Annotated in this window: 13 protein-coding genes and 1 pseudogene; 1 reads left to right on the top strand and 13 read right to left on the bottom strand. The window is 37.2% G+C overall.

What is annotated here, in order from left to right:
• Positions 1 to 25 precede the first annotated feature (25 nt).
• The 10 genes and pseudogenes from DFQ03_RS05750 to aceB all read right to left on the bottom strand — a co-directional run bounded on the left by DFQ03_RS05750 (position 26) and on the right by aceB (position 8,778).
• Positions 26 to 730, bottom strand: a complete 705-nt coding sequence (locus DFQ03_RS05750; protein ID WP_133672222.1) for a haloacid dehalogenase type II — start codon at positions 728 to 730, stop codon at positions 26 to 28.
• A 23-nt stretch (positions 731 to 753) separates the two neighbouring features.
• Positions 754 to 1,098, bottom strand: a complete 345-nt coding sequence (locus DFQ03_RS05745; RefSeq protein WP_133672221.1) for a DoxX family protein — start codon at positions 1,096 to 1,098, stop codon at positions 754 to 756.
• A 23-nt stretch (positions 1,099 to 1,121) separates the two neighbouring features.
• Complete coding sequence (locus DFQ03_RS05740; protein ID WP_133672220.1) at positions 1,122 to 1,763, bottom strand: DsbA family oxidoreductase; 642 nt, start codon at positions 1,761 to 1,763, stop codon at positions 1,122 to 1,124.
• Between the two features lie 56 nt (positions 1,764 to 1,819).
• Positions 1,820 to 2,479, bottom strand: a complete 660-nt coding sequence (locus DFQ03_RS05735) for a hypothetical protein (protein ID WP_133672219.1) — start codon at positions 2,477 to 2,479, stop codon at positions 1,820 to 1,822.
• Between the two features lie 74 nt (positions 2,480 to 2,553).
• Complete coding sequence (locus DFQ03_RS05730; RefSeq protein ID WP_133672218.1) at positions 2,554 to 2,868, bottom strand: EthD family reductase; 315 nt, start codon at positions 2,866 to 2,868, stop codon at positions 2,554 to 2,556.
• Positions 2,869 to 2,934: 66 nt separating this feature from the next.
• Positions 2,935 to 3,930: pseudogene (gene gap / locus DFQ03_RS05725) on the bottom strand (type I glyceraldehyde-3-phosphate dehydrogenase).
• 208 nt (positions 3,931 to 4,138) lie between these two features.
• The gene (locus DFQ03_RS05720) at positions 4,139 to 4,687 is read right to left on the bottom strand and encodes a carboxymuconolactone decarboxylase family protein (RefSeq protein ID WP_133672217.1); all 549 of its coding nucleotides are present in this window, start codon (positions 4,685 to 4,687) and stop codon (positions 4,139 to 4,141) included.
• 75 nt (positions 4,688 to 4,762) lie between these two features.
• On the bottom strand, positions 4,763 to 5,326 hold the full coding sequence (locus tag DFQ03_RS05715; RefSeq protein WP_133672216.1) for a TetR/AcrR family transcriptional regulator: 564 nt from the start codon (positions 5,324 to 5,326) through the stop codon (positions 4,763 to 4,765).
• A 146-nt stretch (positions 5,327 to 5,472) separates the two neighbouring features.
• Positions 5,473 to 7,104: an isocitrate lyase gene (locus DFQ03_RS05710; RefSeq protein ID WP_133672215.1), complete on the bottom strand. Its 1,632-nt coding sequence runs from the start codon at positions 7,102 to 7,104 to the stop codon at positions 5,473 to 5,475.
• Between the two features lie 75 nt (positions 7,105 to 7,179).
• On the bottom strand, positions 7,180 to 8,778 hold the full coding sequence (gene aceB / locus DFQ03_RS05705; protein ID WP_133672214.1) for a malate synthase A: 1,599 nt from the start codon (positions 8,776 to 8,778) through the stop codon (positions 7,180 to 7,182).
• A 125-nt stretch (positions 8,779 to 8,903) separates the two neighbouring features.
• Between aceB and DFQ03_RS05700 the strand changes: the two genes are divergently transcribed.
• Positions 8,904 to 10,382, top strand: coding sequence for a helix-turn-helix domain-containing protein (locus DFQ03_RS05700; RefSeq protein ID WP_133672213.1), 1,479 nt, complete (start codon positions 8,904 to 8,906; stop codon positions 10,380 to 10,382).
• 45 nt (positions 10,383 to 10,427) lie between these two features.
• On the opposite strand, the gene DFQ03_RS05695 is transcribed toward DFQ03_RS05700, so the two are convergent.
• The 3 genes from DFQ03_RS05695 to DFQ03_RS05685 are packed head-to-tail and all read right to left on the bottom strand — an operon-like array spanning position 10,428 to position 15,230.
• A complete protein-coding gene (locus tag DFQ03_RS05695; protein WP_133672212.1) occupies positions 10,428 to 11,690 on the bottom strand; it encodes a serine hydrolase in 1,263 nt (420 codons plus the stop codon).
• Between the two features lie 20 nt (positions 11,691 to 11,710).
• The gene (locus DFQ03_RS05690; protein ID WP_133672211.1) at positions 11,711 to 12,304 is read right to left on the bottom strand and encodes a hypothetical protein; all 594 of its coding nucleotides are present in this window, start codon (positions 12,302 to 12,304) and stop codon (positions 11,711 to 11,713) included.
• Between the two features lies 1 nt (position 12,305).
• Positions 12,306 to 15,230, bottom strand: a complete 2,925-nt coding sequence (locus DFQ03_RS05685) for a PEP/pyruvate-binding domain-containing protein (RefSeq protein WP_243834431.1) — start codon at positions 15,228 to 15,230, stop codon at positions 12,306 to 12,308.
• Positions 15,231 to 15,279: the final 49 nt, after the last annotated feature.

Raw genomic sequence — 15,279 nt, 5'->3', positions numbered from 1 at the left:
ATTTGAAAATGAAATGGCTAGAGTTTTAGTTGTAAGAAACTAAAATGTTTGCTGCTTTTTTTAAGTCAGATACCACTATTTCTGTTTTGGGCGCTAACGGATATACTTGTTGTTCAGGTCTACCAATAAATGCTGCTCGCCAACCTGCCCAAAGTGCCCCAGCAACATCCCAGCCGTGGGCTGCGATGAGCATACACTCTTCTAGTTCTAGTCCCATTTGTTTTGCTCCCCATGCGTAGGTTTCCGTAAATGGTTTGAACTTACCTGTTGGTTCAACGCTTAGCATTTCATCAAAATACTCGGTTAGTCCGGCATTTTCAAATTGTTTTTTTAATCCGTCTTTAGATGAATTGGTGAATGCGACTAATTTGTATCCGGCAGCATTTAATTGAGCCAACGCTTCTTTAACCTCTGGGTGTGCGGGTAAATTACCCATTGCTCCAGAAATAATGGTACGCGCCTCTTCTTCCGTTAGAGAAATATCAACGTTTGCAGCTACCATTTGTAATGCGGCAGCACCTATATGCCCAAATGGTTTGTATTGACCGCTAGCTGAAGTTACTAATGAATATTGCAACATTGTTGTAAACCAAAGGGAGAGCAAATCTTCCCTACCGCCTAATGCTTTGCCTACCTCTTTTTTAACTTTAGTAAGATCTAAAAGCGTTTCGTTGACATCAAAGAACAACACTTTTGGGCGTATATTTTTATTCGGTATAGTTGTATCCATATTACAATATTCGTTTCATGAGGTTAAATCTTTTTACTAAATATATAAGAAACTACTAATGCCACCCAAGCAATTACCGCTGCCATTTGTTCCCCATCACTTACCATAATGTGTGCAAAAAATGCTAATAGCACCGCAAAGAAAAACGCGGCATATGCCCATTCTTTGATCAAATGAAATTTAGGATTCCAAATAGCGAACAACCCCAGTAATTTTGCGGTTGCGTATGGATAAATTAAATAAGTTGGGTAGCCCAAACTGGTAAAGGCCGTTTTTACATACTCATGATTAAAAAAGTACATGCCAGCTGAAAACAGCATTACCATAGTAAATATTCCCGTAGCAACGTAATAAATAATCTTGTTCATAGCTTTTATTTGTTTTTCGTCAACTACCCTACCAAATCAATAAGCACCTGTTTAAACGTATCTACAGGTTGTGCCCCGGTAACGGCACTTTTCATATTAAAAACAATGGTAGGAACGGAATTTACACCCATGTTTTTCCATTGTCCCTGTTTATTCCTTACCTCGTATCTGGCTTCTTCGCTATCTAAATTTGCCAATGCTTCATCGGCATTTAAACCAACATCCAACAAAGCTTGTTTTAGCACTGCTCTATCGGACACATCTTGCCTTTCATTAAAAAAGGAATTCATTAGTCGCAGTTTAAGCTCGGTCTGTTTACCAAAATCTTTGGCATACTCCAATAATACGTGAGCATCAAAAGTGTTTGCCATACGCATACCCTCAAAATAGTCGAACTTAAAACCAAGTTCTTCCCCAATATCGGTCATGTTCTGTTGCGATGCTTGTTGTTGCTCTAAAGTAGAACCATATTTCTCGGCAATATGTTCAGTAAGGTCTTGACCTTTTGGCGGCATGCCCGGGTTGAGTTCAAACGGCTGCCATTCAATCGATACCTTATCTTCAAAACCTAGCTCGGCAATTGCTTTTTCCAACCTTTTGTATCCTATAGCACACCATGGGCATACTACATCCGATACAATATCTATTTTTAATTTTTCACCCATAATTTCATTCTTAAAAGTCAACAAACGTATTATTCGTCTAGATTAATTGACCGTTACTATGTACTAATGGTAGTTGTATTCAAGTATTTTTCCTCCATTTGGCGATCTTTAAAACTTCTATCTTCGGATGTCATATTCAACACCATAGAATTTACTACCCTACTTTTACTAAAATCCTGCTTCACAATAACCGCCTTATGATATACGCCTAGCGTTGCTGCCGGAAGCGTAGCGTTGCTATTATTCATAATCACAATATGATACGCTTCCTTATTAAACGATTTTAATTTCGTTGTAAAAGGCGCCAATAGAGATTCATCCTCTTTAAACACGGGAGTGAAATTGACTATATGCTCATGATCATTTGCTTTTGCAAAGGCATGATAGTCTGCAATGTGCAACTCACTTTCCACCTCGCTAGGTTCATAACCTAATAACAGAAAAGATTGATCGCCTGCATTATCTACATGAAAAGGAGTATTCACCTGCTGATCGAAACGCACCAACCAATGATAACTTAATTTTTTAGAAAAATGGGTTTCACTCAAAAGGGACAGTTCCTTTTTTAGTGTTGTCATGATCGTTCTAAACTCTAACGGTGTATTATTCTTACCAAAATAAAAATGATGAAAACCAGGTTTATCGGTATCTGTTTTAAAAACCGCATGGAAACATTGTTGCGCCAATTTTTCAATAGATACATCTGTATTTTCCATATGCTTTTATTCAACCGATTATTAAAACCATTTACCAACCACTAGGCAACTAATTGTTCTGATTAACAATTGGTTTAGAAAGATACCAGATCACTAATCTGAATTTTGCCCTGCACATTGCTATAATTCTTTACATCATCTGCAAATGTTACCGCATGCAGACCAAAAGCTGCTTGAAAAGAAGCAACGTCATCAAATTTTAAATGAGCAATGGCTACATAGGGTGTCGCTTCGCCTGGCGCTCTGCCACCAATACCAAGATCCAATTCCAAATCTTTCAATGCACTGCCCACTAGTTTTTGAACCATGGGCAAGTGTGTATTTTTATAATATTCCGTATCGAACTTTACGCCTTCGCTGTTCGGATACATTACAGATACTTTAATCATGTTTTATATTTATATAGTAAAAAGAAAGTAGGTATTCCTGAAGACCAGAAATACCTACTGCTTTGTTTATTTGATTTCAGCTAATATTTGACGGATCATTTGATTGGTGAAACCCCATTCGTTATCGTACCAGGTCATCACTTTCAATAAATCACCATCTACGACTCTAGTCATTCCTAAATCGACCGTAGAAGCATGCGGATTCTTTACAATATCGGAAGAGACCAAAGGCTAATCTGTGGTGTCTAGAATATTTTTATACCTGTCCGTTGCCGCTTCTTCCTTAAAGATTTCATTTATTTCTTCAGGAGTTACTTCGCGTTCGGTCACAAAAGTTAAATCTGACATCGACCCAACCGGAATAGGTACACGTAGGGCAACACCATCAAACTTACCGGCAAATTCAGGTAACGCTTTGGTAGTTGCTATAGCCGCACCCGTTGATGTAGGTACAATATTGGCTGCACCGGCACGTCCCATTCTCATGTTCTTTTGTGAAGGTGCATCTACAATACCTTGAGAAGCGGTATAGGCATGTACCGTTGTCATGATCGCTTTTTTAATTCCAACTCTACGCCCCAATACTTCTACTACCGGACTAATATTGTTGGTGATACAACTTGCACAAGAGAAAATATTGGTTTCCCCGGCATCGGTATTAACACCGTGTACTACTGTTGGTATATCTTCACTTTTTGTAGGAGCGGAAATTATAACCGATTTGGCACCCGCTTTAATATGTTTTTTGGCATCTTCACTCTTGGTAAAGAAACCGGTACTTTCAATTACGACATCAATTTCATGTGATGCCCAAGGTAAATCTTCAGGATTGCGTTGCGAGTTGTATTCAATATTCTTACCATCTACAATCAAGTTGTTCTCATCATGAGAAACCTCTTTTTCATATATACCATACACAGAATCATACTTTAGTAAATAAGCAATATTTTCTATGGATACAATATCGTTTACCGCTACCAATTCTAATTCTGGCGTATCTAAAATCACCTTTAAAGAGGCTCTTCCTATACGTCCCATTCCGTTAATTGCTACTTTTTTCATTTTCTAGTTTTTTTTAAGTGTTACAGATTAAGATTACTTAATAGCGTAATTAAGAAATCGATATATAGACTACCCTAACTTACTTATTACTTTACTACAAGACGATTCTATTATATTAGGGTTTTGTTAATTAATAGACCTTCTGCCCATAAGCAGAAGGTTTGCAACAATCAACCCATGGTTTCTTAGGGGGAATTACGAAACCAATTTATTTAGACCATTCAAATTTTTTGAAAGCATCGTCTACCGGCGTATGTGCAATGTGGTTAGTATAATTACTAATCGTTTTTTGCGCCAAGCCTAAAATAATTTCCAATACTTGTTGTTCACCGTAACCTACAGCGTAAAAAGCATCTAAATCTTCTTGCGTTACGTTACCTCTGTTACGAACAACACTTAATGTGAACGTACGTAAAGCCTCTAATTTTTCATCAGCCAAAGGAGTTTCATTACGTAAAGCTTCAGTAATAGCTTCATCAACCTTCATCATATTTGCAATACCGGTATGTGCAGGTACACAATAGTGACATGCATGCTCAACATTGATCGTTTGCCATACCACGGTCAACTCATCGTTATTGAACGAAGTTTCAGTAAATAATTGATGTAATACTTGGTAACCTTCCAAAGCTTTTGGTGCCGATGCAAGTACCCCGTGAAGACCTGGTACCATGCCAAATGCTTTTAGAGAGTTTTCCAATAATGGCTTGCTACCTTCTGGTGCAGATTCAATGTCGTGTACTTTTAAAGTTGTCATAATGTTTCTGATTTTAATAATTATTATACTTATGTTAAATCTAAGCAACTGCTTAGTTATTAATTAAAAAAAATGCTACAAGTGTAAGAACGTCATTCTAATAATATCTTTAAGCGTTGCTTCATTGAACACTTTAGATGAAATGGACAGTCCTAAAAGAGCGTTCATTAAATAGTCGGCTTGTGCTTCTATTTCTTTTACATCCCTTTCGTCGTCTTGTTTAAGATTCCTTACAAACAATTCTCTAATATTTAAAGAAAAGCGTTTTAATGCCGCCATAATAATAGGGTTGGAATCTTCTTTTATTTCGTTTACCGTATTGGTAACCAGGCAGCCCTTAAAAATTGCACCTTCTCTTGAGAAGTCTAAAAAATCGTAAAAATAATTTTTGATTCCTTCTACTCCGTTATTGGAATTTTCCAAGGTATTTGTGATGGATTTAATTTGAGCATTATACAGTTTAATACTCTCTAAAAATACACCCTCCTTATTTTTAAAACTGGCATATATTGAGAACTGGTTGATACCCATTTCCTTTTCCAACATACGAACCGATGTGCTCTCATAGCCATTACGCCAGAACAGGCGCATTGCCTTTTCTATGACTTCAGCTTCGTTATATTGTTTTTTGCGTGCCATGATTTCTAATTCCACTACAAAACTAAGCAAGTGCTTTGATATATAAAAAATTTTAACCAAGATTTAGCAAATAATGGATGTAAAGCATAAAAAAATGAGCCAACCCACAGGCTGACCCATTTTAGGAAAGTAAGCAAAACAGTTCTTTAGGTTAACACTTCTACCTCTTTTTCAACTTTCTTTGTGTTGGATACCGCGTCAAATTGGTTTGACGTATTATTGGCTCCACCTGCTTTTAATGCCTTATCACCGGCAAAAAACGATTTGTGATCATCACCAAGATCAGACCCCGCCATTCTCTGGTGTTTTACACAAGCCACACCTTTACGTATTTCTTGTCTTTGTACCCCTTTTACATACGCCAACATACTTTCTTCACCAAAATAACCTTCAGTAAGATCACTCATAAGCAATGCAGTAGTATGATATGTAGGTAATGTAATTAGGTGGTGAAAAATACCGGCATCCCTAGCACCATCAACTTGAAAACTTCTAATTTTCATATCAGCTCGGTACGACAATTCTGATGTATCATACGCTTCTGACATTAAATTATTTCTATCGTATTCCGTCATATTTTCACCTTCGGCAAGCATTTCATCATAAGCCTGACCACGAAAATTCAATGTCCAGTTAAACGAAGGCGAGTTATTATATACCAATTTCGCATTAGGCACTACTGCTCTAATTCTATTTACCATATGAGCAATTTGCTTCACATTTGGCGTTGGTGTTTCAATCCACAGTAAATCAGCACCATTTTGCAAGCTGGTAATACAATCTAACACTACCCTATCTATATTGGTACCATTTCTAAATTTATACAATCCGTTTGGCAAACGAATTGGGCGCACCAATTTACCGTCTCTTTTTAAAAGAACATCATCTTCGCGAGCATCGGTAATATCAATTTCTTCAGCTTCAATAAAAGCAAGGTATTTCGACGCCAAATCGCCAGATTCTTGACTTACAGGCAATTTTTGGGTAAGTCCGGCTCCTTCAGAATCTGTTCTGGCTACGATTACCCCATCGTCAATTCCCAACTCAATAAACGCGTATCGTACTGCATTTAGCTTTGCAATGAAATCTTCATGAGGTACGGTCACCTTACCGTCTTGGTGGCCACATTGTTTGGCATCTGAAACCTGATTTTCTATCTGAATGGCACAAGCACCGGCCTGTATCATTTTCTTGGCCAATAAATAAGTGGCCTCTTCATTTCCAAAACCAGCATCAATATCAGCAATGATCGGTACAATATGGGTTTCGTAATTATCGATTTCATCTTGAACATCTTCTCCATTTTCCAATCTTCTGAACAGATCGTTCAATTCAATAGCATCTGCCTGACGTAAAAAATCATAGATTTCTTCGATTAAACTAGGCACGGCAGTTTTTTCATGCATGGACTGATCAGGTAGCGGTCCAAATTCTGATCGTAAAGCAGCCACCATCCACCCAGAAAGGTATAAGTATTTTTTATTGGTCGTTTTGTGGTGTTTCTTAACGGCAATCATTTTTTGCTGTGCCACAAATCCGTGCCAACAGCCCAAAGATTGTGTGTATTTAGACGAATCTGCATCATACTCCGCCATATCTTTTCTCATGATGGCCGCAGTATATCTGGCAATGTCCAAGCCAGTTTTAAATCTGTTTTGAGCGACCATTCTTGCAGCATTCTCAGGGTTGATATCGTTCCAAGTTGAACCATACTTTTGCTTTAAGTTTCTTACGGTCTCCAATGCCGAACTGTACTTGCTTTGTTCTAAATTTTTCATAATTTTGAAATACGTTATTTATTATTGATAATGAGATCCTGCACATTGTTGCCGCAATGGCAGGATCGTTTTTATTTATATGAATTTATAGGCGGGTAAGGTTAAAAATTCTTCGAAATCATCTGTCACCACCAGTTTATCGAACAGTTGTATTGCCAATTCAAACTTGCTGTTCTTCAGGTTTTCTTCTCCCACTTCGGTGATCAATTTTTCCACCTCGTTATCGAAAATTTCCATGTACAGTTCGTTGGTCAACTTACGGCCATCGGCTAAAATGACTTCATTTTGTAGCCATTGCCATAATTGGGTTCTAGAAATCTCCGCTGTAGCGGCATCTTCCATTAAATTATAAAGTGCTACGGCGCCATAGCCTCTTAACCAAGCTTCGGTATACAGAATACCAACATTGATATTCTTTCTAATACCCGCTTCTGTAATGGTACCTCTTGGAATTTCCACAAGGTCTTGTTCAGTTGCATGTACATCTTCTCGCAGCACATGCATTTGATTTGGCGTAGGCATATGTTTGTTAAATTCGGTCATAGCAACTTCTACCAAAGCTGGGTGAGCCACCCAAGTACCATCATGACCGTTTTGAACTTCGCGTTCTTTATCTTTTCTTACTTTTTCCAACGCTTCGGCATTAGCCTTCTCATCGTTCTTTATCGGAATTTGAGCCGCCATACCACCAATAGCAAGTATGCCACGTTTATGACACCTTTGAACCACCAATTTTGCATAGGCATCCATAAAGGGTGTGGTCATAGTTACCTGATCTCTATTAGGCACCACAAAACCAGCATGATTTCTGAATTTTTTGATGTAAGAGAAAATATAATCCCAACGGCCACAGTTCAACCCAACGATATGGTCTTTCAGTTCGAAAATAATTTCATCCAATTGAAAACTAGCGGTAATGGTTTCTACCAAAACGGTTGCTTTAAAAGTACCAGTAGGCACACTCAAATACTCTTGGGCGAATTCAAAAACTTCGTTCCACCAACGCGCTTCTGTATAATGCTCTAATTTTGGTAGATAGAAATATGGTGCAGTTCCATTTTCCATCATTGTTTTGGTATTATGAAACACGTACAGTCCAAAATCTACCAAACTACCTGATGCCTCCTCATCATTGATCAACAAGTGCCTTTCGTTTAGATGCAAACCTCTAGGTCTTACCAACAACACCGCAGTGTTTTCATTCAATTCATAAGATTTACCACGCTTGGTATCCGTTAGACTAATAGTCTTTGTATTGGCGTCCATCAAATTCTGCTGCCCTTCAATACTATTTTTCCAGCTTGGCGAATTACTATCCTCCAAATCTGCCATAAACGTTTTGGCACCGGAATTCAAAGCATTAATAATCATCTTACGATCTACCGGTCCGGTAATTTCTACCCTCCTATCCTGTAGATCTGAGGGAATAGTACCTGCGGTCCATACACCTTCACGAATAGATTTGGTCTCTTTAGGAAAATGAGGATACTCACCCCTATCAAAGACTTCTTGCTGGACTTCACGGTTTTTAAGTAGCTCTAATCTTTTGGTGTTACATTTCTCATGTAGTGCTGTAAGAAACTCTAAAGCACTGTCAGTTAGAATCTCAGGATAGTAATGATCCACCTGATTAGCGAACTGAATTTTCGGATGTTTTAAAATCGTGTTTTCCATTGTAAAAGTTTTTGTTGACACAATGATAGAATAAAATATTTTACAAAACAAGCGAACGTTCGCTAAATAGATAAAATTCACTTTTTTAAAGTTATCCGCAAAATGTAGTATCTTTAAAACTTATTATGGAACAAGAATATATTAAACTCATTTTCGGCTTAAAACTGAAGCAAATTCGAACCGATAAGAATTTATCCTTATTTGGGTTGTCTAAAATTTGCGGACTTTCAAAATCTTATTTGAACGAGATTGAGAAAGGAAAAAAATATCCGAAGCCAGATAAAATCATTCTACTTGCTGAAAAACTGGATGTACCGTACGATCAAATGGTCTCTTTGAAGCTAGACAAAAATTTAGCCCCAATTGGCGATCTACTTCGCTCCAAGATTTTAAAGGAGATTCCGCTAGAGCTTTTCGGAATAAAGGAAAGTGACCTTATAGACATTGTAGCAACGGCACCTGCAAAGGTCAATGCATTTATTAGTACCATAATTGAAATAGCCCAGCATTATAGTTTTAGCAGGGAGAGTTTTTTCTTGGCGTCGTTACGATCCTACCAAGAAGCTAACAACAATTACTTTGACGATCTAGAGCAACAAGTATTAAAATTTGCTAAAGCCTATCATTTAAACTTATCAAAAACGCTCACTTCAAAAGATTTAGAGGAAATACTTATTGAAGAATACGGGTATTCTATAAACAATGGTGAATTGGAGAAATATGAGGCTTTGGAAAACTTACGTTCATTATTTGTACCCGAAACAAAAACACTATTGCTCTCTGCCGATATTAACGAGCCGCAACGAGCATTCATCTATGCAAAAGAAATAGGTTATAATTTTTTGGCCTATACAGATAGGTTATACTCTTTTCCTTGGATAAAATTTGACAATTTTGATCAGGTCTTGAATAATTTCTACGCATCTTATTTTGCAGGTGCACTGGTTATACCTAAAACTCAATTGGTTCCTCAGCTTGAAGAAGTATTCAAAACTGACCATTTTGACACTAAAAAGTTCTTGAGCCTTATTAATAGTTTTAATGCATCACCAGAATCTGTTTATCAACGACTAACAAATATATTACCGAATTCATTCAACATTCAAAACCTTTTTTTCTTACGTTTTACACATAGATTAGGCAGCAAAAAATACCATTTAAAAAAAGAATTGCACCTTTCTCACCAACACTCTCCCAGAGCCAACGAAACCAATGAACATTATTGTCGTCGTTGGGTTTCTTTAAAGGTGCTAAATGATATTAAAATGAGCCAAAAGGATCACGAATTTGATATTCAAATCTCTGAATATGATGGTGAGGACAATAGCTATATCGTTTTATCTTCTGCCACAAAAGACCCCTTTAAAGACAATCAATTTAGAAGCATAAGCATTGGCTTATTGATGAACAAACAGCTTTCTAGAAAGGTAAAGTTTTTAGAAGATGCCAATATTAAAATCCAACAAGTTGGAGTTACTTGCGAGCGTTGCGCCATTAAAAACTGTAAAGAACGACAAAACTCGCCCATTGTTCTTGACCGAATTGCAAAAAATAAAAAGGTAGAATCTATTGTTGAAGAGTTGCAAGCTAAGTTTAAATCCTAAATATAATCATACAAAAAAGTTTTATACTTACTCGAACTTATGCTTTTACCCATTTCTAATAATCTTATCAATACTACCTGCCAAATACATATGGTCGCTAGCAGAATTTTTACGTAGTACATTCGTCATTAAAACCACCATGTATCTACAATTATCTGGATGCTCTACAATGATAACAGAATTCATAAAATTGGTAACGTTCCCCATATATTTACCGCAAGTTTCACCCTTGCTTCTATCGCATTTGTATAAGGAGCCCGATTTAAAATACACCGCTGCTTCTTTCAGCACTGGCGATTGTGCGTAACGAATTCTTCGATCGGTCATGTACATCAATCTTTTCATTTCTAAACTTGAAGCTTCATCGACTACATTACCTTGTTCAAGCTGCACCAAGAATTTCATTAATCCCTGAGGAGAACCGATACTCCCACCTTTATCACCTACATAGGTATTTGTTCCTCTTGTGAAAAAACTACCCAAACGCCACTCATTTGATGTAATACCTAAATTGCGCAATGGTAAATTCACTACATCATTACTTAAATCGGTCAACTCTTTTCTTGGCGTTTCTTTAAAGTAAGCATCTGTTTCCTCTTGGGTCAAGTCTGGATATTTCTCTCCGAATGCCGCCATTAGCAAAACCTCTCTCCAAACAATACTTGCCGCACCATTATTACTAACCGACAACATGTGATCTGCCCATTCATATAATGAAAACACATCGCTAGCAATTACCTGGCGCTTTACCAATGTATTTTTCTCAACATTATAGATAGGAATGGTGTGCTCATCTGTCAAGCCCCATACTCCCGATTTTACAGATTTGTTCTTTAACAGCTCTGTTCTTTTTTCGAATGAATCGGGATAAATTTTTTCTAACTGTGTGAACAATCCTATTAATACAGCCAATTTACCTACACTACCCGGTTGATAGCCAGCAGTTTCATTTCGTTCGGCATAACGCACATTTTCTGGGTCGGAGATATCTAAAACAGTCAGGGAATAACTTTTATCCAATCCTCGAAAAAGTGCACTAATCTCCTTCTGAAAATCTTCATTTACCTGCATCAATCCCATAGCACTATCATTTTTTCTCGATAGTAAGTTCAATTGAATATCACTGTACGATTTCATTGCTCCGACAGGTAGTGCAAATGCATCTTTGACCTCCCCGTTTTTAATCATCTCTAAACGCTTTAAACGTTTAATGCCAGTACGTTCGTAACCATCTATTGGGTAATATTTATACGTAGTAAATGCAGATGCACTTAAAACTACGATTAACAATACTATAATTTTCTTCATAATCATATCAATACTAATTCTTAAAAACTCTTATACGTAACATCAAATCGACCATCGGTTATATTAACGAATTGACCATTGCCATCCAAAGCTGAAAAATAAAAAGTCCCAGATATAAACTTTTTTTCTTCATCAATTTTAATGATTTCCAGAACTCCGCCAATGTTTTCATTAGAGTAAAATTCTGACTCAATTTTTTCGCCACTAATTTTTTTATTAATCCAACAAGAAGCATTAGCAATAGGAATATCGTTACCTTCTAATATAGTTTGTGAAAGGGAATATTCACCTTCGGTTAAAGGCTCTAAACCATTAAATAGTTCCAATGTCATGGAAACATATCCATCTATATCATTATGAGTCCCTAAAGCAAATCGATACCCTTCAAAAATCTCGCCATATGTCAATTGTAATTTTGGGGTATTTGCACAGTCTAGACAAAAGCTCCCTTTTTTAGGCACATACACTTGTCCATTAATAAGACATCCAAATGTATTTAATCCTGCAGTGGTTATCGCCGGAAGTTCTTCATCAACCCCATCGTCGTCATCTAAATCACACGCAGTGAAAACAAGAAACAATGAAACAATTAAAAACATGCAGGTCCTTTTCATTTTACAATTTTGTCTTTAACGAGATTTCTTTCTCTGTATTAATTTTCGGTGTAATAGATTCTAAATACGTAGAACTCAACGCTTTTTTATTCTCAACAAATGGTCTTATTTGAAACAACCATAATTTATCTTCTTTGAAACCTAGCTCCACATCATAGGCGCCTTCATAATCTGAATTTGTTTCTTTAGGTAAGGTTTCACGAATAGTTTTTGCTAAAGTCTTTATTTCGGCCATGTTCTTTTCATTCACTACCCTATTCTGAAAAGTAGCTACTTTTTTACCAGTACCACCGGTAGCTGGTAAGGTATTATACATTGGCTCGCGTGCAGGCGCCAATAAACGATAGCCATTATTATATATAGTATACGTTTCTGCCGACTGACCATCTACAGCACCACCTGCACCTCTACTAAAAGCAACGGTCAAGTCCTTATCATTACCTGAATTAATACCCTTAGTAATCAAAACCCCCGAGTAATCTACATCTACACTTGGTATCACCAAAATAGAAGGGAATACATTCTCAGGATTCAACAAATACACCTGCCTCCATTTAAAGCTACGTTCGGTATATGGTGAAGCCCATACATCTTTTATACCTTCTAATACTTTCTCTTTATTCAACACATTGAAAAGTGTCAGATTTAACCCTGCACCAGTAAATTCTTTAAGATCCTCCATATTGGTGTCGCTACGTAAGAACACGGGAATTTTTCCAAAATCAGACCCAAGAACAGATTTGAATTTTGTTTCCAGTTGATTCATAAAATCTTCTTTCAACGGCATTTTTTTGATGGCACCCCTTAAAGTCTCTAATTGTCGTAACTGATAATTCTCAACTTCTGGTTCTGGCACATCTGCATTTCGCATACGCTCGGCTTCTTTGAACATGGCATTCAAATATTCCCAATAAGAACGATTCTCTCCGGGCATTTTCTGATCCATATGATCTCTAAAAATTCCGAACGGAATCACCAATCCCTCAACCACCTGATCAGGAAACATCTTCTTCAACTGCCCAAGATTTGCAGCTTTTGGTCCGCATAACGCTCCAGAATCACTGGCATCAACATCGCGCATGTTCAAAACATCGGTATTGCCCAATTTAATTTTTTCAACAGGAACCTCAATCTTATCGATATTACGTTCTTTCTTTACGAATAGTCCCCGTTCTTGATCCGTCATCTGAGACTCCGGTTTCAGAATTACATTGCCTTTATTAGAAACCGCATAGAACACACGGTCACCATCATATTTCTTAAGGCTCTGAAGGTTCTGATCAGATAGAGCTGCATTTGGTATCCCTAAATTACGCGCCAACAATTGTACATGCGATACCATATTACCTTCTGCCACGGTAGCGATACCGGCAACAGGTTTTAAGTCTGATGGGGAACGTTGAAAAATATAAATCTTATCTGCAGATACTTCAATATCTTCAGATGAGCCATCTACGACAACCAACTCACCAAAAGCATACCCTGGGTTTAACCCTCTAAACGCACTTTGGTCAGCAACATCCATCACCTTGTTGGTCAAGGCCGATTCTTTAGAAATAAAATCACCCAATTCACCTACACTTTGACCTAAATGTAATGCTACCGAACCTCTAATTCTATCATCTATAAACGCATAAGCTTTGGGTTCAAATGTGCTATATATATTGACCACTTCTTGATAATTTGCCTTTACCATGGCCGCACTCCATTCTACCGCAGCTCTTGCCGTTTCTAATACCTGGGTTAGTTCTGCCAAGCTCAATTGATCTTGGTTGAACTTACTAAGCGCGCCAGAAACCTGCTCCCATTCCCATAATTCTAAATACCCTGCACCGACCGATGCCGTTGTCAACGCACAAATTTTTTCTAATTGTCCGCTTACCGTTGTAGGCTGCCAATTTGGTGCATTTTGAAATAATAGTTCTTCTAACTTTAAAGAAATATCAAGCAATTGTAATCGTGCTAAAGGTCTATTTTCATTAAGCAGCCCTTCCCTAATCTCTAAAAGTAACTGTGCCGTTTCATTTACTGAATATGAAGCAGTTTCATCATTCGATCTACCATTTACAAATGACTGTACTTTATCGCCTAAGGTTGTACCCTTTATTAAATTTGATTTATTCAACAACGCCTGAACATCTACGGGCTTAAAGAACGTATTCATCGTAGCTATCAGTCCGTCCAACTTTTTATTTAAATCGGAAGTCAGTGACTTTTGATTTTTAGATTTAAAATCGATTACTTTTTGAATATCTGTTTTTTCGGGCTGACTATGAATTTTAGTTCTTAAATCCATAAACGGAACATACAAATCTGAAATTACCTTTGATTCGCTTCGCATTAGCTGCGCAACATTATCATCGCCATTGTGAGGTATATCTTTTAATGATTGACGAATAAGATAGAAGTTATCAGCAACCACTGCATCTTTTGATAAGATTGATCTATAAAAATCGATACCCCAAGCTTCTTCATCTTCTACCTGAACCGAACCTCTATAAAATTGTCCTTTTTGATTGATCCATCCGTTATCAACCAAGCGCAAGTATTTATCTAATTGAAATTGTTTTAAACGAGAATGGTTATGATTACCATCCCAAAGCTCATCAATAGTCGTATATGTCAGAATCTGACCTAAATAAATATGATTGCTTTTACCTAATGCAACTACCTCATCTTTATAACGGGCATGCTGCACACCCGGACCGATATTATCAGGACAAGGGTCCTTAGGCTGACGAACGCTACCATCGGTACAAAACCAACGAATGTCTTTATATGGTCCTCGAATATCACTTTTATATTTCTCAACCAATGTCTGAACATTATCGGCTGATAAAGATGATTGCGCCTGAGCACTATGAACCAATGTAAAGAGTACCAGAGTCAGTGTAACAAAGTGAGAAAATAATTTACTTTTTTTCAATTGACTTATATTAATTTATCAGCCAAAGGTACTATCTATTCTGACTATT

Source organism: Maribacter caenipelagi (assembly GCF_004364175.1).
In the GTDB taxonomy this organism is placed as follows: domain Bacteria; phylum Bacteroidota; class Bacteroidia; order Flavobacteriales; family Flavobacteriaceae; genus Maribacter; species Maribacter caenipelagi.
This window is presented reverse-complemented; position numbering and strand designations above follow the sequence as displayed.